The 19,694-nt window shown below is 69.2% G+C and carries 21 protein-coding genes; 11 read left to right on the top strand and 10 right to left on the bottom strand.

Annotated features, from left to right (window positions below):
• The first annotated feature begins 65 nt into the window (after positions 1 to 65).
• Genes B2515_RS15335 through B2515_RS15325 form a run of 3 tightly spaced genes read left to right on the top strand, consistent with a single transcriptional unit; the run spans position 66 to position 2,514 of the window.
• Entirely contained in the window at positions 66 to 1,046 is a 981-nt protein-coding gene (locus B2515_RS15335; RefSeq protein WP_293877811.1) for an acyltransferase family protein, read from the top strand.
• Complete coding sequence (locus B2515_RS15330) at positions 1,043 to 1,309, top strand: hypothetical protein (protein WP_293877809.1); 267 nt, start codon at positions 1,043 to 1,045, stop codon at positions 1,307 to 1,309. Before B2515_RS15335 ends, B2515_RS15330 begins: the two co-directional genes overlap by 4 nt.
• A gap of 2 nt (positions 1,310 to 1,311) precedes the next feature.
• The gene (locus B2515_RS15325; RefSeq protein WP_293878482.1) at positions 1,312 to 2,514 is read left to right on the top strand and encodes an alpha/beta hydrolase; all 1,203 of its coding nucleotides are present in this window, start codon (positions 1,312 to 1,314) and stop codon (positions 2,512 to 2,514) included.
• A 674-nt stretch (positions 2,515 to 3,188) separates the two neighbouring features.
• Here B2515_RS15325 and B2515_RS15320 read toward each other — a convergent pair.
• The 4 genes from B2515_RS15320 to B2515_RS15305 all read right to left on the bottom strand — a co-directional run bounded on the left by B2515_RS15320 (position 3,189) and on the right by B2515_RS15305 (position 5,788).
• Positions 3,189 to 3,617 carry an ExbD/TolR family protein gene (locus B2515_RS15320; protein WP_293877807.1) on the bottom strand — a complete coding sequence of 143 codons (429 nt, stop codon included), beginning with the start codon at positions 3,615 to 3,617 and terminating at the stop codon, positions 3,189 to 3,191.
• A 30-nt stretch (positions 3,618 to 3,647) separates the two neighbouring features.
• Complete coding sequence (locus B2515_RS15315) at positions 3,648 to 4,133, bottom strand: ExbD/TolR family protein (RefSeq protein ID WP_293877805.1); 486 nt, start codon at positions 4,131 to 4,133, stop codon at positions 3,648 to 3,650.
• 94 nt (positions 4,134 to 4,227) lie between these two features.
• Complete coding sequence (locus B2515_RS15310; RefSeq protein WP_293877803.1) at positions 4,228 to 5,025, bottom strand: MotA/TolQ/ExbB proton channel family protein; 798 nt, start codon at positions 5,023 to 5,025, stop codon at positions 4,228 to 4,230.
• A 91-nt stretch (positions 5,026 to 5,116) separates the two neighbouring features.
• Complete coding sequence (locus tag B2515_RS15305) at positions 5,117 to 5,788, bottom strand: energy transducer TonB (RefSeq protein WP_293877801.1); 672 nt, start codon at positions 5,786 to 5,788, stop codon at positions 5,117 to 5,119.
• 217 nt (positions 5,789 to 6,005) lie between these two features.
• Between B2515_RS15305 and B2515_RS15300 the strand changes: the two genes are divergently transcribed.
• On the top strand, positions 6,006 to 6,884 hold the full coding sequence (locus B2515_RS15300) for a hypothetical protein (RefSeq protein ID WP_293877800.1): 879 nt from the start codon (positions 6,006 to 6,008) through the stop codon (positions 6,882 to 6,884).
• Between the two features lie 7 nt (positions 6,885 to 6,891).
• On the opposite strand, the gene B2515_RS15295 is transcribed toward B2515_RS15300, so the two are convergent.
• Positions 6,892 to 7,263, bottom strand: coding sequence for a dihydroneopterin aldolase (locus B2515_RS15295; RefSeq protein WP_293877798.1), 372 nt, complete (start codon positions 7,261 to 7,263; stop codon positions 6,892 to 6,894).
• A gap of 130 nt (positions 7,264 to 7,393) precedes the next feature.
• On the opposite strand from B2515_RS15295, the gene B2515_RS15290 reads away from it, so the two are divergent.
• From B2515_RS15290 to B2515_RS15275, 4 genes are read left to right on the top strand one after another with little or no spacing between them, the layout of a single operon-like run.
• Entirely contained in the window at positions 7,394 to 7,906 is a 513-nt protein-coding gene (locus tag B2515_RS15290; RefSeq protein WP_293877796.1) for a GNAT family N-acetyltransferase, read from the top strand.
• A gap of 48 nt (positions 7,907 to 7,954) precedes the next feature.
• Entirely contained in the window at positions 7,955 to 8,536 is a 582-nt protein-coding gene (locus B2515_RS15285; protein ID WP_293877794.1) for a DUF1285 domain-containing protein, read from the top strand.
• Positions 8,533 to 9,129 (top strand): CoA pyrophosphatase, encoded by a 597-nt coding sequence (locus tag B2515_RS15280; RefSeq protein ID WP_293877792.1) that lies wholly within the window; start codon positions 8,533 to 8,535, stop codon positions 9,127 to 9,129. The genes B2515_RS15285 and B2515_RS15280 overlap by 4 nt, the downstream gene beginning before the upstream one ends.
• Positions 9,120 to 10,346, top strand: a complete 1,227-nt coding sequence (locus B2515_RS15275; RefSeq protein WP_293877790.1) for a CCA tRNA nucleotidyltransferase — start codon at positions 9,120 to 9,122, stop codon at positions 10,344 to 10,346. The genes B2515_RS15280 and B2515_RS15275 overlap by 10 nt, the downstream gene beginning before the upstream one ends.
• Here the strand turns inward: B2515_RS15275 and B2515_RS15270 are convergent.
• From B2515_RS15270 to B2515_RS15260, 3 genes are all read right to left on the bottom strand, one after another.
• On the bottom strand, positions 10,262 to 11,956 hold the full coding sequence (locus B2515_RS15270; RefSeq protein ID WP_293877788.1) for a putative bifunctional diguanylate cyclase/phosphodiesterase: 1,695 nt from the start codon (positions 11,954 to 11,956) through the stop codon (positions 10,262 to 10,264). The two genes, B2515_RS15275 and B2515_RS15270, sit on opposite strands and share 85 nt — an antisense overlap.
• Before the next feature lie 95 nt (positions 11,957 to 12,051).
• The gene (parC, locus tag B2515_RS15265; protein ID WP_293877787.1) at positions 12,052 to 14,304 is read right to left on the bottom strand and encodes a DNA topoisomerase IV subunit A; all 2,253 of its coding nucleotides are present in this window, start codon (positions 14,302 to 14,304) and stop codon (positions 12,052 to 12,054) included.
• Positions 14,305 to 14,316: 12 nt separating this feature from the next.
• The gene (locus tag B2515_RS15260; protein WP_293877786.1) at positions 14,317 to 15,507 is read right to left on the bottom strand and encodes a glycosyltransferase; all 1,191 of its coding nucleotides are present in this window, start codon (positions 15,505 to 15,507) and stop codon (positions 14,317 to 14,319) included.
• Positions 15,508 to 15,628: 121 nt separating this feature from the next.
• Between B2515_RS15260 and B2515_RS15255 the strand changes: the two genes are divergently transcribed.
• Both B2515_RS15255 and kynU read left to right on the top strand, forming a co-directional pair.
• A complete protein-coding gene (locus tag B2515_RS15255) occupies positions 15,629 to 16,459 on the top strand; it encodes an alpha/beta hydrolase family protein (RefSeq protein ID WP_293877785.1) in 831 nt (276 codons plus the stop codon).
• Positions 16,456 to 17,670, top strand: coding sequence for a kynureninase (kynU, locus tag B2515_RS15250; RefSeq protein ID WP_293877784.1), 1,215 nt, complete (start codon positions 16,456 to 16,458; stop codon positions 17,668 to 17,670). Before B2515_RS15255 ends, kynU begins: the two co-directional genes overlap by 4 nt.
• Positions 17,671 to 17,673: 3 nt before the next feature.
• Here the strand turns inward: kynU and B2515_RS15245 are convergent, their stop codons facing one another.
• Positions 17,674 to 17,931: a PepSY domain-containing protein gene (locus tag B2515_RS15245; RefSeq protein WP_293877782.1), complete on the bottom strand. Its 258-nt coding sequence runs from the start codon at positions 17,929 to 17,931 to the stop codon at positions 17,674 to 17,676.
• An 87-nt stretch (positions 17,932 to 18,018) separates the two neighbouring features.
• Positions 18,019 to 18,669, bottom strand: a complete 651-nt coding sequence (locus B2515_RS15240) for a DUF2490 domain-containing protein (RefSeq protein ID WP_293877780.1) — start codon at positions 18,667 to 18,669, stop codon at positions 18,019 to 18,021.
• 163 nt (positions 18,670 to 18,832) lie between these two features.
• On the opposite strand from B2515_RS15240, the gene B2515_RS15235 reads away from it, so the two are divergent.
• On the top strand, positions 18,833 to 19,666 hold the full coding sequence (locus tag B2515_RS15235; protein ID WP_293877778.1) for a hypothetical protein: 834 nt from the start codon (positions 18,833 to 18,835) through the stop codon (positions 19,664 to 19,666).
• The last annotated feature ends 28 nt before the right edge of the window (positions 19,667 to 19,694 follow it).

Below are 19,694 nucleotides of genomic sequence, written 5' to 3'. Positions count from 1 at the left end.
GGCCGTTAACGCCCCGCTAGGACGGCCACGCTAACACCCTGAATTCTCGGGGGGTGGGGCGGACGATGCGATCAGGAACGGCCGGCCACCGCAGCACCGGGATCGACGGCGTCCGTGGCCTGCTCGTCCTCGGCGTGATCCTCGGCCATTTCTTCGAAATCACGGAAGGGGAAAGCTTTCCCGCCTGGATCGGCGCCGGCCTGCGCATGCCGTTGTTCATCGGTCTCACCGGCTATCTGTTCAATCTCGAGCGCGCCCGCGGCGATTCGATCACCGCGCTGTTGCGCCGTTATTATCCGCGGCTGATCCTGCCGTGGATCGTCGCCAGCCTCGTCCATGTCACGCTCACGCGCGAACTGCATATCGGCACGCCGCTGTCGCTCCTGCTATGGCCGCCGTTCCACCTCTGGTTCGTGCCGGTGATGATGGCCTTCATCCTCATCGCCGCCGTATCGCGCTGGACGCCGCCGGCGATGTTGGGACTCGCGATCCCCGTCAGCATCGGTGCGATGTACCTGCTCGGCGTCGGCCATCTGCCGCCCGCCCTCCACCACTGGATGCCCGACCGACGCTTCTTCATCTATCCGGTCTACTTCTTCTACGGCCTGCTGGTCGCGCAGCGCGAACCCGACCGGGTGCGACAGGGCGCGGCGGTGATCCTCGCTCCGATCGGCTTTCTGTGGTGGTGTTCGCTATACGACCAGCCGAACGTCGCGGCGGAGGTCGCCGCGGAACTCATCGCCTGCCTGCCGCTGATCTATCTGTTGCCGGTCGTGCGGGGGCTGCCGATCCCGTTGCCGGGGATCGCGGCGATCGGGCGCAACAGCCTGTTCTACTACCTCTGGCATCCGCTCATCTTCGCGCTGTGGCACGCCGACCATGTGCGGGGGCTCGCGCTGTTCGCGCTGACGCTCGCGACGCTCGTCGCGCTGGTGCCGCTGCTCGCCCACCACGCGAGCCTCGCCCGCATCCTGGGGATCGTCCGGCCGCGGTCGTCTGGACCGTCGCTGTCGTTCGATTCGCCCAACCGCGAGCCGGTGGTGTGACCATGTTCCGCCAATTGTGCCGCACGGCCGTGCTGACCGTCACCTGGCTGGTCCTGCTGCCCTGCCTCATCCTGCTGTTCTCGGCGATCGTCCCGGTCATCCCCTGGGTCCGTATCGAGGCGGTCGAGCTGGTGCCGAACCGCGCGACCTGGCTGCTGCTGATCGGCTGCGGCGGCATCGCGGTCGTTCTCGGAATCGTCGGGCACCGGTCCTCCGGACCGTCGCTGTCGTTCGATTCGTCCAACCGCGAGCCGGTGGCGTGACCATGTTCCGCCAATTGTGCCGCACGGCCATACTGACCGTCACCTGGCTGGTCCTGCTGCCCTGCCTCATCCTGCTGTTCTCCGCGATCGTCCCGGTCATCCCCTGGGTCCGTATCGAAGCGGTCGAGGTCGTGCCCAACCGCGCGACCTGGTTGCTGCTGATCGGCTGCGGCGGCATCGCGGTCGGCCTGATCGCGCATCGCCGGCGAGCGACGGCACCGACCCGCGCGCTGCTGGCGACCGCCATCGCCACCACCGCCGCCGCCGCGCTCGTCGTCGGGCGCCTGCTGGCGCTCGCGCACGACAACGGCATAGCGATCGACCTGATCGCCAGCCTGTCGACCCGCCATTTCAGCGAACATGCCACGCCCGACGAAACCCATGTCTATGCCACGCCCGGCGGCGAGCCGCTGTCGCTCGACATCTATCGCCCCACCGTCGCCGGCCCGACCCGCCTCAGCCCGGTGATCGTCGTCGTCCATGGCGGCGGCTTCGTCGGCGGCGACCGGCGGATCAGCGCGGCCAACATGCGCCATTATGCGCGCGGCGGCTGGACGGTCATCAGCATCGACTATCGCCTCGCGCGGCCCGGGCGGCCGACGTGGAACCTCGCGATCCGGGACGTGCATTGCGCGCTCGCCTGGACGGTGGCGCATGCCCGCGCGCTGCGGCTCGATCTCGACCGGGTCGCGCTGAACGGCGCCTCCGCGGGCGGCAACCTCGCGATCGCGGCCGCCTATACGGTCAATACGGCGCGGGCCGATCCCCGCTGCGGCCCGCGCCTGCCGCGCATCGTTGCCGTCACCGCGCGGGTGCCGCTGATCGATCCCGCCGGGTCGTGGAACAACCCCGGCGACCTGCAGCCGGTACAGCGATCGTATATGACCACCTATATCGGTGGCCCGCCGCGCGCCGTTCCCGAACGCTACGCCGCGCTCGACCTGCGTCGCCTGCTCGACGACTCCAACCCGCCGACGCTGATCCTTGCCGGGGTCGAGGATCCGCTGCTGCCGATCGCTGCGGCACGGGACTTCACCCGTCGCGCGCATGCGATCGGTGCGCGGGTTCGCTTGGTCGAGTTCCCCTATTCGGGCCACGACTTTAACACGACCTATCACAGCATCACCAATCAGATCATTACGGGAAGCGTGACGCGGTTCCTCGCCGATGCCACTGATCGACGGAACCTGGCGATCCGCCGCTAATCGTCGTCCGGGCGGGTGTGACGGCCCGCACTGGTGGTCCTGAGAGATTGTTTTCGCGCGGAGACGCAGAGACGCGGAGGTGTTCCGGCTGCCTGTTCGGTCGCCCTCCCCATCGGCTTTCTAATTAGAAGCGGCGTGCTGCCGCGAGCGCAACCCCTTCGTGTCCTCCGCGCCCCGGGCATGGCGGACAGCCTCTGGGTTTGAAGGCCGGTGTAACGCAGTTCCAGCCGCCGCCCCCGGCGGGCAGCATGATGAGCGGGGTGGCTCCGACTTCTCGTCGACCTCAGTCCAGTCGAGACGTAAGGTGCGCTGACAGGCATCGCACGAAGGATTGGATTCAAGCGAAGGCGCGAAGGTGTTCCGCATGCCTGATCGATCACCTTCCCACCGGACCACGTCGATGGCAGCACCACGTTGCCGCGGGCGCAACTCTCCGCGTCCTCCGCGCCTCCGCGTGAATCAATCTTTTCAGGGCCGGGCCTACCGCCCGAAGGTCATGAGTACCCGCCCACGACGGGGAAGGCGAAGCCGCCCAGAGTAAGCCGGCTCTTCCCGGCAACACCGCAGGTCTGCTTTCCATCGCTGACTGCCGGAACGCGCTTGCAAGCCCACCAAAACGGAAAGGGCGGCCCCTCGCGGAACCGCCCTATCGTCGTCTATCTATCGAAGCGACCTTAGAAGTCGTTGCGATACTGCTCGTTGCCGATGAAGCCGAGCTTGGTGACCGCGGACCGCTTGATGACGGCCAGCGTCTGGTCGACCTTGTCGTACTTCGCCTGCGGGTCGGGCTGGAAGTGCAGCTCCGGCTCCGGATTGATCGCCGCTGCCGTATCGAGATACTGGCGCAGCGTGACCTCGTCGACCGGCGCGCCGTTCCAGGACACCGTCCCTGCCGCATCGATGATGATCTTGTTCTTCTGCGGATCGACCGGCGGCGTCTGGTTCCGCGGGTCATTAACCGGCAGATCCACCTTCACCGCGTGGGTCGGGATGGGAAGCGTAATGATGAACATGATGAGGAGCACGAGCATGACGTCGATCAACGGCGTCGTGTTCATTTCCATCATCGGTTCGCCGTCTTCCGAACCACCACTCATTGCCATGTCAGATACTCCTGGGTCGGCCGGTACGGATTAGGACGCGCCGCCCGCGGGTGGCGGCTGCGAGATGAAGCCGACCTTGGCGAACCCGGCCTGCTGCATCGTGTACACCGAACCGCCGATGCACTTGTACGGCGTGTTCACGTCGCCGCGGATGTGGACTTCGGGAAGTTCGAGATCGGGGTTGCCTGCGCCGCCCTGACGTTCGATTTCCAGCTTCAGCTTGTCGACCGCGCGGGTCAGCAGGTCCTTGCTCGTGATCGGGGACGTGCCCCAATACACCAGACAATTGCCGTCCGGGCCGGTCGTGACCGAGAGCAACACGTTCTCGGGCTTGGTCGTCGTCGGATCGAAACGCACCTTGGGCAGGACGATGCCCTTGACCGTCTGGATTGCGACCGGAACGGCGATCAGGAAGATGATCAGAAGCACCAGCATCACGTCCACGAGGGGCGTGGTGTTGATGTCCGACAGTGGTTTTTCGGAGGAACCTCCTCCTCCGCCAGCGCTCATCGCCATGTGCGAGCTATCCTATCCATTCCTCTTGCCGATGGCTTCGGGCCATCGACCGGTAGCGGGACCGCCATCGTGGCGGCCCCGCAGCCTTTGGTCTTTACGGGCGGGTCTGCACGCCACCGGTCTGGCCGGCGGTCGTGGTAGCCGCTGCCGGCTTCACCGGAGCTGCCTTCGGCGCAGGCGCACCGGCCAGCGTCGGCTTCACCGCGCCGTTCGAGGCGAGGAAGCCCAGCACGTCGTTCGAGAAGGCCGACAGGTCCTCCGCGATCGACTTGTTGCGGCGCTGCAGCCAGTTGTAGGCGAGCACGGCCGGAACCGCGACGACGAGGCCGAGTGCGGTCATGATGAGCGCCTCACCGACCGGGCCGGCGACCTTGTCGATCGAGGGATCGCCCGACGCGCCGATCTTGATGAGCGCGCGGTAGATGCCGACCACGGTGCCGAACAGACCGATGAACGGTGCGGTCGCTCCGACCGTCGCGAGGAAGGCGAGACCGCCACCCAGCTTCGAGTTGATCGCTGCTTCCGAACGGGCGAGCGAACCGTGCAGCCAGTCGTGCGCCTCGACCGGATCGGTCAGCTTGGCGTGCTGGTCCTGCGCCTGCAGGCCGTCGTCGACGAGCTGCTTGTAGGCCGAGTTCTTCTCGAGCTTGGCCGAACCCTCGCGAAGCGAGGTCGACTGCCAGAAGCCCTGACGGACGCGCTTCGCCTGGTTCATGATCTTCTGCTGCTCGAACAGCTTCGAGAACAGGATGTAGAAGGAGACGATCGACATCAGCACGAGGATCGTGAAGACCGACTGCGAGATCAGGCCGCCTTCCTTCAGCGCGGCCTGGAGGCCGAACTGGTTTTCGGCTGCCGCGGTGCCGCCGGCCGCGAGAATGGTGGTGAGCATGGTGAATTGAGTCCTTATCAAACGGGGTAGAAGTTCGGGGAGGACCCGCCTGCCCGTCCGGCCAATTCCGGACGGTCAGGCGGGGACCGCATCATTCCTTCGGGATCTTCCAGACCACGCGACGCGACGACGACGTGGCGATCGGGTTGCCGGACGCATCCTGCGCCGGGGTGTAACGACCCCGCCGCGTGATCGCCTGACATGCCGCACGATCCAGGGCGGCCGAACCGCTCGACGCCGTGACGCGGCAATTCTCGACGCGACCCTGCGTGTTGATCGTCCAGGCGATCGCGCTGGTCCCTTCCTCGTTTCCGCGCAGCGAGCTGGGCGGATAGTCGTCCTGCGAGATCCATTCCGCGGGATTGCCCTTCGCGCCTGCCGCCTTGCTGACGACGGGGGCGGCGGGTGCCGGGGGCGCAGGCGGAGCCGGCGGCGCAGCGATCGGCGTCAGATTGACGGCGGGCGGCGGCGTCGAGACCGTCTGGATGACCACGGGCGGCGGATTGGGATTCTGCACGATCGGCGGAGGCGAAACCACCGGTGGCGGCGTCATCGGCGTGTCGGGCGGAGGGGGCGGCGGCTCGTCCGGCGGCGGGGGAGGCGGCTCCTCCACGTCGAACGTATTAAGTTTTTCTTGGGCTTTCTTCACGTATTGGTACGCGAGCCCGGTGACGAAGGCATAGCCCAGCGCGGCATGGATGAGCACGACGATGACGATCGCGACCACCCTGCCACCGGACATCTTCTGGTCAGCATAGGCCATTCAGCAACGACACTCCCTAATCTCGTGGTCCTCGCAGCGCCCGGGGGAAGAACGCGCGTAGGCCCCTGCCCCGGCTGAAGCCGTGCGTGGCAGTGACCGAACCCTATCGTCCCGTTTCCCGGCACGCAAACGCTTTGTCGGACGCAACAAACGTACAATCGCTTCGAGACAGAATTATTTCTGTATCGTTCAGGTGCACTCGGCTAGCGAAAGCGACATGACACCGGGTTTCCGCATCGTCCTGCCGACCGGCATCGCGCTCGCGATGCAGCTTGCCGCGCCCCCCACCCCCGCACGCCCCCCTGCACAGGCAACGCCCGCGCAGGCCGCCGCTCCGGCCGCGACGGGAACGGGCTATGCCGACCTCGCCGATCTGGTCATCGCCGCGCCGATCATCGCCGACGCGACGATCCGCTCGGCGATCCGGCTGAAGGGCGCCGACGCCACCGGGGTCGCGCCCGGATCGACGCGCTTCTATGTCGAGGCGGACGTCGTCGCGCTCGTCCGCGGTACCGGCGGCCTGCCGCCGCGAATCGGCTATCTGCTTGATGTCGCGCCCGATGCCACCGGTCGCATGCCGAAGTTGAAGAAGTTGCGCGTGCTGCTGTTCGGCCGCCCGGTGGCGGGGATGCCGGGGCAGATCCAGCTCGTCGCGCCCGACGCGCAGGTTGCCTGGACGCCCGCCGACGACCAGCGCATCCGCGCCATCGCGCAAGGGCTCGTCGCCGCCGACGCGCCGCCGGTCATCACCGGCATCGGCAACGCCTTCCACGTCCCCGGCGCACTGCCCGGAGAGGGCGAGACGCAGGTGTTCCTGACCACCGCCAACGGTGCACCGGTGTCGCTGACCGTGCTGCGCCGCCCGGGCGAACAGCCGCGCTATGCGGTCGCGCTGTCGGAGATCGTCGACGAGGCCGCCGCCCCGCCGGCGCGCGATACGCTGCTGTGGTATCGGCTCGCCTGCGCACTGCCCGCGAGCCTGCCGGAGCGCAGCACCGCCTCGCTCGACCCCGCCAATGCGGGGATCGCGCGTGAGGATTATGCCTTCGTCGTGCAGCAACTGGGCGCCTGCGGACGGACGCGCCAGCTGCGCTGACGCCGGATCAGCGGCGATTGCGGACCAGGGTGATGCCGATCGATTCGCCGGCCTCCGCGATCGCCAGCTTCACGATCTTGACCCGCACGCGCAGCACCCGCTCGTCGCCGAGGAACAATGTCTCGCAGATGTGATCCGCCACCGCCTCGATCAGCGTGAAATGCAGCCCCTCGGGCAGCGCGCTCGTCGCCGCATGTTTCAGATCGAGATAGTTTTTCGACGCCGACAACGGTGTCTCGGGCGCAAAGCGATCGGGACAGCGCAGGTCGACGGTCAGGTCGATCCGCAGCGGCTGCGGCAGGTGCGTTTCCTCCGAATAGATACCGGTGAGCACCTGGACCTCGAGGTCGTGGACCTCCAGCTGTAGACTGTCTTGCATGGCGCGGCCCTCTAGCAAGACCCGCGCGCCCACGCGAATCGCATTCCGCTTGCGTTCGCCCGCCCCGGGCGCCATGCGCGCGGCCCGCCCGCCGCTGGATCGCACCGGCGGGCCGGAAAGGAACGCCGCCGTGATCGCATTCGTGCCGCTCAGCACCGTCGACGGAGCCGCCGTGGAGGCGCTGCTCGACCGCGCGTTCGGGCCCGATCGGCACAGCCGCACCGCCTACAAGGTTCGCGGCCTCGCCGCACCGCTGGCCGCGCTCAGCCTCGCCGCGGTCGCGGACGGGCGCCTGATCGGCACCATCCAGTGCTGGCCGGTCCGGCTGCACGGCGACGACGGCGAGGCCCGGCCGCTGGTGATGATCGGCCCCGTCGCGGTCGACCCCGGCTTCCAGCGCGACGGCATCGGCCGGCAGTTGATGACGCGCGCGCTCGACGCGGCGCATGCGGAGGGGCTGGACGACGCGCTGATGCTGATCGGCGATCCCGAATATTACGGCCGCTTCTTCGGGTTCGACGCGAATCGCACCGCCGACTGGCGCTTGCCCGGTCCGGTCGAGCGCCACCGGCTGCTCGCCCGCGGCGACGCCGTCCCCGCCGTCGCCGGTCTGCTCGGCCCCGCGGTCGCCGCCGTCACCTGACCGGTCTCGCGCCTTTACGCGCACCGCCACAATCCCTACCTCGCCCCGATGCCGATGGAGGACCTGCCCGACATCGCGACGCTCAGCCTGGCCGAGATCGCGACCCTGATCGAACAGCGGCGCCTGCCGCCGGTCGAGCAATGGAACCCGACGCATTGCGGCGACAGCGAGATGCGGATCGCGCGCGATGGCACCTGGTTCCACCAGGGGTCGCCGATCGGCCGTCAGGCGATGGTGCGATTGTTCTCGACGATCCTGCGCCGCGAGGCAGATGGCCGCTACGTCCTCGTCACCCCGGTCGAGAAGCTCGACATTGCGGTCGAGGATGCGCCGTTCGTCGCGGTCGAGATGAAGGCCGAGGGCGAGGGCAGCGCCGCCCGCCTCGCCTTCCGGCTCAACACCGGCGATCTCGTCACCGCCGGCCCCGACCATCCGCTGCGCTTCGCCGAGGGCGAGGACGGTCCGCGCCCCTATCTCCACGTCCGCGGCGGACTGGAAGCGCTGGTCGCGCGTGCGGTCTATTACGACCTCGCCGAGCGCGCCCTCGCCGACGATGCGGCGCGCCCCGGCGTGTGGAGCGACGGCGCCTTCTTCCCTCTGGAACCCGCCCCATCGGAACCCACTGCATGAGCCTGGTCGAACGGCTGGGCGAGGCGCTGGATCGTGGCCGTGCGACGCGCCCGGTGCTGCTGACCGGCGACCATCGCGAGCTGGAGGTGCGCGACGAGGCCGATCTGACCCCCGCCGCGGTGCTGGTCGCGGTGACCGATCGCGCGCGCCCCGGCGTCCTGCTGACCCAGCGGACCGAGACGCTGCGCAACCACGCCGGGCAGGTCGCCTTTCCCGGCGGCCGGATCGACCCCGGCGAAACCGCGATCGCCGCAGCGCTGCGCGAGGCGGACGAGGAGATTGCGCTGCCGCCCTCCGCGGTGATGCTGGTCGGCGAGGTCGACCGCTATCGCACCGTCACCGGCTTTACGGTGACGCCGGTGCTCGGCGTGATCCCGCCCGACCTGACGCTGGTCCCCAGCGAGGCGGAGGTGGCGAGCGTGTTCGAGGTGCCGCTCGATTTCCTGCTCGATCCCGCCAATCAGGTCGAGGCGAGCGCGGAGTGGCAGGGCCGCACCCGCCATTATTATGAGATCCGCTGGGCCGATCGCCGCATCTGGGGCGCCACCGCGGCGATGATCGTCAACCTGTCGCGGCAGCTCGCATGGGCCTGACGCTGCCGCTCGACCGGATTGCCCCGCGCAACGGCTTCGCCGCTTTGATCGCCGCGCTCGGCGGCGCGGAACAGACGCGGCTGGTTGGCGGGGTGGTGCGCGACACCTTGCTCGGCCTCGATCCCGCCGATATCGACCTTGCTACCCGGCTGCTGCCGGAGGTGGTGCTCGATCGCCTGAAGAGTGCGGGCATCCGCGCGGTGCCGACCGGCCTCGCGCACGGCACCGTCACCGCGATCCTGCCCGACGGCCCGATCGAGGTGACGACGCTGCGCCGCGACGTGTCGACCGATGGCCGCCATGCGGTCGTCGCCTTCACCGATGCATGGGAGGAGGATGGCGCCCGCCGCGACTTCACGATGAACGCGCTCTACGCCGATCCGGAGACGGGTGCGGTGTTCGACGCGTTCGACGGCCTCCACGATCTGGCGGCCGGCCGCGTCCGCTTCATCGGCGACGCCTACCGCCGCATTGCCGAGGACCATCTGCGCATCCTGCGCTTCTTCCGCTTCCACGCCCGGTTCGGCGCGGCGGACCAGTCCGCGATCGACCCCGAAGGCCTTGCCGCCTGCGCCGCGCGCGCCAACGACCTGATGGCCTTGTCGCGCGAGCGCATCGCCGCCGAACTGCTCAAGCTGCTGGTCGCGCGCCACGCGGTGCCGGTGATCGCGCTGATGATCGAGCACGGCATCTTCTGCGCCGTCCTGCCCGAGATCACCGATGCCGGAACGCTGGCGACGCTCGCCGCGCGCGAGGCGGCGGCCGGCATTCCCCCCGATGCGATCCGCCGCCTCGCCGCGCTGTTGCCCGCCGATGCCGCCGACGGTGTCGGGGCGCGGCTCAAGCTGTCGAATGCGGATCGGAAGCGGCTGATCGCCGCAACGCAGGGCGCCGGCGACGAAGGGTCGCGCGCGCTCGCCTATCGTGCCGGCCTCGCCAGTGCGACCGATCGCCTGCTCATCGCGGGTGCCGATACCGCGGATCTCACCGGCTGGAGCCCACCCGCCCTGCCGATCGGTGGCGGCGCGCTGGTGCAGCGCGGCCTGCGCAAGGGGCCGGAGGTCGCGCGCGTGTTGCGCGGAATCGAGGATCGCTGGATCGCCGAGGGCTTCCCCGACGCCCCCCGCGTCGATCAGCTCGCCGACGAAGCGGTCGCCGCCGCCCTCGCCGCCACGATCATCGACAGCGCCGCGTCGGCCTCGAGCGGCCGCGCGTAGAGATAACCCTGGCCATAGGTGCAGCCCAGCGCCGCCAGCGTCTGCGCCAGTTCGTTGCTCTCGATCCCCTCGGCCGTGGTGCGCATCCCCAGCGCCTGCGCCAGGCTCAGGATCGCGCGCACGATGGCGATCTTGTCGCGGTCGGCGAGCATGCCCGACACGAAGCTGCGGTCGATCTTCAGGATGTCGATCGGCAGCTTCTGCAGATAGGCGAGGTTCGAATAGCCGGTGCCGAAATCGTCCATCGCCAGACTGGTACCGAGCGCCTTCAGCGCGTGCATGATGCCGGCGATGCGATCGGGATCGCTGACGATCGCGCTTTCGGTCAGTTCGAGGTTGAACCGGCTGCCCGCCAGATCGTGGCGGATCAGCGCCGCCTCGACCACCGGCGCGATATCGTCGCGCTGCATCTGGATCGCCGACAGATTGACCGCGACGCGCATCCCGCAATCGCCGCCGCACATATCGTCCCACCAGCGCAATGTCCGCGCCGCCTCGTCCATCGCCCAGCGGCCGAGCGGCACGATCAGCCCCGATTCCTCGGCGACCGGGATGAAGTCGCCCGGGTCGTGCTCGACGCCATTCTGGTCGCGCCAGCGCGCCAGCGCCTCGAACGACACGATCGATCCACTCGACAGGTCGCAGATCGGCTGGAACGCCAGCCGCAGCTGCCGCTCCTCGATCGCGCGGCGTAGCGCCGTCTCCATCGCGAACTGTTCGCGCGCCAGCGTGAACGCCTGCGTCTGGTAGCTTTCGACATGGCGCCCGGTCTTGGCGCGCTTCACCGCGAACTGCGCGTTGCGGATCAGCTCCTCGACGTCCTCGATCGCATCGTCGCCCTGCGCGATGCCGATCGAACATTCGACGCCGATCTCGTAATCGCTGAGCCGGAACGGAGCCGACAGCGCGCGCTGGATGCGCTCGGCGAGCCGCGCCGCCTCCTCCGCGTCGTCGTCCACCGCCATCAGGATGCCGAATTCATCGCCGCCGATCCGGGCCAGCGCATCGCGGGCGCGGAGCACGCCCTTGATCCGGCGCGCGACGGTGATAAGCAATTCGTCGCCCGCCAACCCGCCCAGACAGGCGTTGAGCCGCCCGAACCGGTCGATGTCGATGACCAGCACGGCATGGCGGCTGCGGTCCGCCTGCACCGCCTCGATCATGTCGCTGAAGCCTTCGCGGTTGGGCAGGCCGGTCAGGCTGTCGGTCGTCATCTCGCGGCGCAGCGAGCGTTCGGTGTGGACCTGCGCGGTCAGGTCGATAAAGGCAATCTGGCAGCGGTCGCGCAGCGCCGGCGTCGGGCGCGCCAGCGTGACGCGATAGTAACGCGAATCGATCACCTGCCCGATCGACCAGTCGAAGTCGCTGCGCATGTCGGTAGAGCGCAGGAAGGCGTCGATCCGGCTGCTGAGCAGCGCCAGCATCGGCGACCGGTCGGCGATCACCCCCAGCCCGGCGAGCCGATAGGCGCGGTTTACCGCCAGAAAATCGAACCCCGTCCCTTCGCGCACCACCTGCACGGTCGGGATCGGGATCAGCTCCAGGTCCCGCGCGAACAGTTCCAGCTCGGCAAGCGGCAGGGAAACCAGATCGGGCGAGGCGATGGCCATGCCGACCTGACTAGGCGGTGAACGTTAAGAGCCGCTGAAAATTCTTGCGAATTCGGTCCTAACCCGACGTAATCGGCGAGTCGGGACGCGGGCGCTTACCCGCCGAAGCGATTGTCGCGCGGAAATCCGGTCGGCGGCGTCCGCCCCGCGGCGCCGCGTGCGGTCCGCCACAGCGACAGGTCGCTCTCGGTGCGCGTGCGACCGGTGTCGCCGCCCATCGGCCAGCTCATCCCCTCGGCGAAGACGAACGTCGTCGCATCCGACAGGCTGCCCTCGCGGAAGCGCTGGATCTGCACCCCCTGCCCGCGCGTCATCACCGGCAGCTCGGCGATCGGGAAGACCAGGAACTTGCGGTTGTCGCCGATCGCGGCGACGTAATCGGCATTGGGCGCGACCGGTCGCACGATCAGCAGCTTCGCTCCGACGCGCGGCGTCATCACCGTCTTGCCCTTGCGCGTCTCCGCGATCACGTCCGCCACCGGCACGCGAAATCCGCGCCCGTCGGTCGCCGCGATCAGCAATTGCTCCTGCGCGCGCGCGTTGAGGAAGGCGGTGACGCCGACCGATCCGTCGAGGTCGATCATCGCGCGCACCGGCTCGCCAAAGCCGCGTCCGCCCGGCAACTTGTCCGCCGCCAGCGTGTAGAACCGCCCGTTCTCCGCCGCGAGCAGCAGCTTGTCGGTGGTCTGCGCGTGAAAGGCGAAGGCGGGGCCGTCGCCCTCCTTGAACTTCAGCGTCTCCGCCGACGACAGGTCGGAATGACCCTTCATCGCGCGGATCCAGCCGCGCTGCGACAGGATCACCGTGATCGGCTCGCGCTCGATCATCGCCTCGAGCGGGATGTCGCGGGTCGGCGCCGCCTCCTCGATCGTCGTCCGCCGCGCGCCGAGCAGAGTCTCGGGGCCGTAGCGGTCCCGCACCTTCTTGAGGTCGCGCTTCATCCGCCGCTTCTGCTTGCCCGGATCGGCGAGCAGCGCTTCCAGCTCGGCGCGCTCCTTGTCGAGCTTGTCGCGCTCGCCGCGGATCTCGAACTCCTCCAGCCGCCGCAGGCTGCGCAGCCGCATGTTGAGGATCGCCTCCGCCTGCCGGTCGGTCAGGCTGAATTCGGCGATCATCACCTGCTTGGGCTCGTCCTCGGTACGGATGATCTCGATCACCCGGTCGAGGTTGAGATAGGCGACCAGATAGCCGTCGAGCAGCTCGATCCGGTCGGCGATCTTGCCCAGCCGGTGCCGCGTCCGCCGGTCGAGCACGACGAATTGGTGCTCGACCCACGCCTTCAGCGCGCCGCCCAGCGACATCACCCGCGGCGTGCGATCCTTGTCGAGCACGTTGAGGTTGAGGCTGACCCGCGTCTCCAGATCGGAGAAGCGGAAGAGCCCGTCCATCAGCACCTGCGGATCGACGGTGCGGCTGCGCGGTTCGAGCACGATCCGCACCTCGGCATCGGATTCGTCGCGCACGTCGGCGAGGATCGGGAATTTGCGATCGTTGATGAGGCCGGCGATCTGCTCGATCAGCTTGCCCTTCTGCACCCCGTACGGGATCTGGCTGACGACGAGCTGCCAGCCGCCGCCCTTCTCGCGCTCGATCCCCCAGCGGGCGCGCACCCGGAAGCTGCCACGCCCGGTCGCATAGCTTTCGGCGATCACCGCCGGCGGATCGACCACCAGCCCGCCGGTGGGGAAATCCGGGCCCTTGACGTAGTCGAGCACCGCGGTGTCGGGCGCGTCCGGCCTGTCGACCAGCATGATCGCCGCATCGAGCAGCTCGGCGGCATTGTGCGGCGGGATGCTGGTCGCCATGCCGACCGCGATGCCGCTGGCGCCATTGGCGAGCAGATTGGGGAACAGGCCGGGGAACAGCTCCGGCTCCTGCTCCTCGCCATTGTAGGTCGGGCGATAGGATACGGCATCCTCGTCCAGCCCGTCCATCAGGTCGATCGCGACCTGCGTCAGCCGCGCCTCGGTGTAGCGATAGGCCGCGGCATTATCGCCGTCGATGTTGCCAAAATTGCCCTGCCCGTCGACCAAAGGATAGCGCAGCGCGAAATCCTGCGCGAGGCGGACCATCGCGTCATAGACCGACTGGTCGCCATGCGGGTGGTATTTGCCGATGACGTCGCCGACGACGCGCGCGCACTTCTTGTAGCCCTGCGACGGATCGAGCTTCAGCAGCCGCATCGCCCACAGCAGGCGGCGGTGGACGGGCTTCAGGCCATCGCGCACGTCCGGCAGCGATCGCGCGGTGATCGTCGACAGCGCATAGACCAGATAACGGTCGGACAGAGCGGTATCGAACGGCGCATCGAGTATGCCGATCGGCGGTTCCTGAAAGTCGGTGGCCATATCGGGAACACCCTAGGCGGCGGGGCGGGAAACGGCAACGTCCCCCACCGCGCGGGCCAGCAGCGCGCGATGCTGCCGCCCGGTCTCGCGCCAGTCGTAGCGTTCGGCATAGGCGCGCGTCGCCGCCCGATCGGGCAAGGCGGCCAGCAGATGCGCGATCGCATCGCGGATCGCCGCCGCCGACCGGTCGGCGCTCAGCACCCCGGCCTGCGGCACCTTGACCACCTCGGGCGATCCCCACACCGGCGTCGCCACCAGCGGCGTCCCGCACGCCAGCGCCTCCAGCAGCACGTTGGCGATCCCCTCGCGATCCGCGGCGTTCACGACGATATCCGCCGCGCCGTACAGATCGGGCAGCCGAGGCTGGTCGACATGCCCCAGAAAGCACACCCGCTCGGCCACGCCCAGCGTCGCGGCGAGCGCCCGCAACGCGCCCGCGCGCGGCCCGTCGCCGGCGATCATCAGCACCGCGCCCGGCAGGTCCGCGACCGCGCGGATCGCCAGATCATGCCCCTTGCGGTCGATCAGATGCCCGACCGACAGGATCGCCGGCCCCTCGATCCCCAGCGACCGCCGCAATGCGTCGCGATCGGCCGGCGGGCGGAACAGCGTCAGATCGACGCCATGCTCGACCACGCATACCCCGTCCGCCGCCGCGCCCAGCAGCAACAGCTCGTCACGCAGCGCGCCGCACACCGTCGTCACCGCCGCCGCCCGCCGAACCGCGGACAGGATCATCGCCCGCGTGGCGCGATGCTGCGGGATCAGGCTGACATCGGTGCCAAGCGCGCTCATCAGATACGGCCGGTCGAACGCACGCGCGAGCAGCCCTGCCGCGACCCCGTCCGGGTACAGGTAATAGCTGTCGATCGCGTCGAAATCGAACGTCCGCCGCAGCCGCGCGATATGCGGATAGAGCGCCGCCGCCATCAGCCACGGCGCCGCCGTCATCCCGACCTTCGGCACCACCGGATAGCGCGGATGGGTCACCGCGATCCCGCGCCGCACCGCGCTGTGCGGCGCCCGCGCGAAGGCGGCATAGCGGCCGAAGGCGGCATGCGCGCTCGGGAACCACGGCACCGGTGCCACCACCCGTATGTCATCCCCCAGCGCGGCGAGATGCGCGACGCGATGTTCGATAAAGATGCCGTGCCGCGGCTGCGCATCATTGGGGTACAGGCTGGACAGCACCAGGATCTTCATCGCCGCCCCCGTGTTGACCTCGCGTGACGAACGACCGCCTACCCGCCCCACCGTTAACAACCCGCCCTTCCCCGGGAAGCCGTGGATCGCGACCGCGCCTTCGGCTAACCGGGCGATGCTGATGACCGACTATCTCACCTGGCCCGATCTCACCGCACGCCCGCGCGCGATGCCCGACGCGACCATTGCTTATGGTGCCGATCCGCTCCAGCGCATCGATCTGTGGCGCCCCGCCGGCGACGGGCCGCATCCGGTCGTGCTGATGGTCCATGGCGGCTGCTGGCAGACCGGCATCGCCGACCGCCGGCTGATGGACTGGGTCGCTGCCGACCTGCGGGACCATGGCGTCGCGGTGTGGAACATCGACTATCGCGGCGTCGACCGCGACGGCGGCGGCTATCCCGGCACCTTCCGCGATGCCGCCGCGTCGGCCGACCGGCTGCGCGTGGCGGCCGACGCGCAATGCCTCGACCTCGCCCGCATGGTCGCGGTCGGCCATTCCGCTGGCGGCCATCTCGCGCTTTGGCTCGCCGCGCGCCACCGCCTGCCCGCGGCCAGCCCGCTCCACGATCCCGACCCGCTGGCGATCCGCCATGTCGTCGTCCTCGGCGGCCTGCCGGATCTGGAAGCGGTCGCCGCCAGTCCCGACAACGGCTGCGGCACCGATGTGATCGCGCGGCTCGTCGGCGACCGCCCCGCCCCCTTCGCCGACACGTCGATCCCGCCGCTGCTGCCGATCGGCGCCATCCAGACGATCGTCGCCGGCCGCGAGGACCGGATCGTCCCCTATCGCATGGCCACCGACTATGTCGCCCGTGCCACCGCCGCCGGCGACGCCGCGCAGCTTCACACCGTGCCCGACACGGGCCATGTCGAGCTGATCGCCCCCGGCACGCCCGCATGGACGCTGGCGCGCACCCTCATCCTCGCCGCCCTTGAAAGCACCACATGACCCGCGACGACGCCCGCGCCCTCGACGCCGCCGACCCGCTCGCCCCCCTCCACGACCGGTTCGACCTGCCCGACGGCATCCTCTATCTCGACGGCAATTCGCTCGGCGCCCTCCCCCGCGCCGTCCCCGCCGCGCTCGCCGATGCGGCGACGCGCCAATGGGGCGAGCGGCTGATCCGCAGCTGGAACGAGGGCTGGATCGACGCGCCGCAGCGCCTCGGCGCCAGGATCGCCCCGCTGATCGGCGCCGCGGCGGACGAGGTGATCGTCGGCGACACCACGTCGACGCATCTGTTCAAGGCGATCGTCGCCGCGCTCCGCCACGACCCCGCTCGCCGCACCGTCGTCAGCGAGGCCGGCAATTTCCCCACCGACCTGCACATCGCCGAGGGCGCGGTCGCCTGCGTCCCCGGCGCACGGCTCAGGGTGGTCGATCGCGCCGCTCTCGCCGGGGCGCTCGACGACGACACCGCGCTGCTGCTCCTTACCCACGTCCACTATAAGACGGCGGAGCGCTTCGACCTCGCCGCATGGACCGCCCGCGCCCATGCCGCGGGCGCACTGATGCTCTGGGATTTCAGCCACAGCGTCGGCGCGGTGCCGCTCGACGTCACTGCCGCGCAGGCTGACCTCGCGGTCGGCTGCACCTACAAATATCTCAACGGCGGCCCCGGCGCGCCCGCCTTCCTCTACGTCGCGCGCCGCCATCAGGAGGCGCTCGTCAACCCGGTCAGCGGCTGGATGGGCCATGCCGAACCCTTCGCCTTCCAAGACGGCTATCGCCCCGCCGCCGGCATGAGGCGCTGGCTGGTCGGCACCCCGTCGATCCTCGCCATGGCCAGCCTCGAAGCCGCGCTCGACCTGTGGGCAGAGGTCGATATGGCGACCATCGCCACCAAAAGCGCCGCGCTGTTCGACATCCTCGCGCAGGCCGGCGCCGCCGCCGGCCTAAGCTGCGTCAGCCCCGCCGATCCCGCCCGGCGCGGCAGTCATATCAGCTTTCGCGCGGACTACGCCTACGAACTGACGCAGGCGCTGATCGCCCGCGGCGTCATCGGCGACTTCCGCGCCCCCGACGTCCTCCGCCTCGGCCTGACGCCGCTCTACCTTAGTCATGAAGACGTCTGGCAGGCCGGCGAACAGCTGCGCGACATCGTCGCAACGGAGACATGGCGCGATCCCCGGTTCGCCGAGCGTCAGGCGGTCACCTGACGATCAGTCGCGATCGCGCTCCATCTTGGTCACCTGCCCCGAATGCGGATCGACGTGGAAGTCGTAGCGCATCGCCTTGCGCACCGCCTCGCCCTCCCAATGGCCGTCGTCCGCCTCGATCTTGGTCACGCGATAGCCGCGCTTCGCCAGCATCGCAGATACCTTGGCGCTACTGATCCAGTCGCGCCCGGGCATGTCGGCGAAGGCGGGGCTGGCTAAAGCGAGACCGGCGACGGCGAGAACGAGCAACGGCTTCATCATGATCGACTCCTGTGGGGCGATGGATGAAGCGTTCACATTCGGCATCGGTTCCGCAACATACCGGCAACACGGGCGATGCCGCCCGCCTCAGTCGTGCACATGCGGAAACAGCACGCCGCGGATGTTGATCGTCAGCTGCAGGTTGAGCGCATGGTCCATCTGCGCGCGCGATCCCGACCGGGCAAAGCGATATTGGTTGAGATAGCCGATATCCGCCACCATCCGCGGGCCGATCGGCAGCATCAGCCCGACGATGTTGCGCATCCGCTCATAGCCGCTGCGCTGCCCCCAGCGCGTCGTGTTCGGCAGGAAGAAGCTCTCGTGGCTGACGAACAGCGCCGTCGTCCGGCCGCCCAGCCGGTAATTGTAGCGGACCAGCGGCCGGATGCGGAACCCCACCTCGTCGCCGCGCGGGTTGACGCGTTCGTCGATCCGGAACCGCGTCGTGAACGCGCCGAACGTGCCCACCACCTGCTGGCGGAACCGGTTCTCGTTCGCCGCGGTGTTGCCGTTATGCGCGCCGACCTTGCGATAGCCGAGGCCGAGCTCGATTCTCTTCGCCACCTTCGCCCCCAGCAGCACGCCGAATTCGGTCTGGTACAGCCCGTCCTGCCGGTCGCTGAATCGCGCGATCTGCTCCAGCGTCACCCGCACGTCCTCGGTCACCGGCACATTGGTGTTGATCTGCGTCCAGAGCTGCTCGTCCTCCTGCTGCGCCCGCGCGGGCACGGCCAGCATGCACGCCGGCAACAGGCACGACAGCCTCAGGTAACGAAGCGGCAACATGACCGCCCATTAACCGCCCGCATCGGGCTTGTCATCGCTTTGTCACCCGACCGCGCCGCTTGACCCCATTTCCCGGTGCGCCGATGGTATATCCGACATCCGGGGAGGGACCATCATGCGCAGCATCGCCGCCGCCGTCAGCATCGCCGCTCTGGCGCTCGCGGGGTGCAGCAAGGCGCCCGATGGCGGCGACCCCGGTCCGACGCTGGGCAACGCCAGCACCGCCGGCCTCGCCTTCTCCTATGCATACAGCCTGACGCTTCCCGCCCGGGCGATCGACGAACTGCAGGAAGCGCATGCCGCCGCCTGCGAGGCGCTGGGGCCGGAGCGCTGCCGGATCACCGGCATCGCCTATGACGTCGATGCCGCCGGCGACGTGTCCGCCAGCCTGTCCGCCAACGTCGCCGCGCCGATCGCGCGCCGCTTCGGCCGCGACGCCGTCGATGCCGCGGAACGGGCCGGCGCGACGCTGACCGGCGCGCATATCGGCGGCACCGAAGCCGCGCAGGAGGTGCGGGTCGCCGCCGGCCAGTCGGACGAGGCCGGCGCCGACCTTGCCCGCATCGACCGCGAGCTTGCCCGATCGGACCTGCCGTCGGCCGAACGCGCCGAATTGCAGGCGCAGCGGTCGGCCCGCCTCGCCGACCAGCGCATCGCGGCCGCCACCCGCAGTGGCGCGCGCGCCAGCATCGTCACCGCGCCGGTTCGCTTCACCTATGCCACCGGACGCGGCGCCGGCTTCGTCAACCGGTTGCGCGATTCGGGCGACACCGCCCTCGCATCCGCCGCCGCAACGCTCGGCGCCGCGCTCTGGCTGCTCGCCGCGCTCGGCCCGCCCTTCCTCGGCCTGCTGGTGCTGATCCTGCTCTGGATCCGCTTCGGCCGCCCGCTCTGGAACCGGCTGATCGCCGTCGGCGACCGCGACCTGCCGCCGCCGGACCCGAGATAGCGCCACCGCATTGCGCCCCCGCCCCCCA

The organism is Sphingomonas sp. UBA978 (genome assembly GCF_002292295.1).
Lineage (GTDB): Bacteria > Pseudomonadota > Alphaproteobacteria > Sphingomonadales > Sphingomonadaceae > Sphingomonas.
This window is presented reverse-complemented; position numbering and strand designations above follow the sequence as displayed.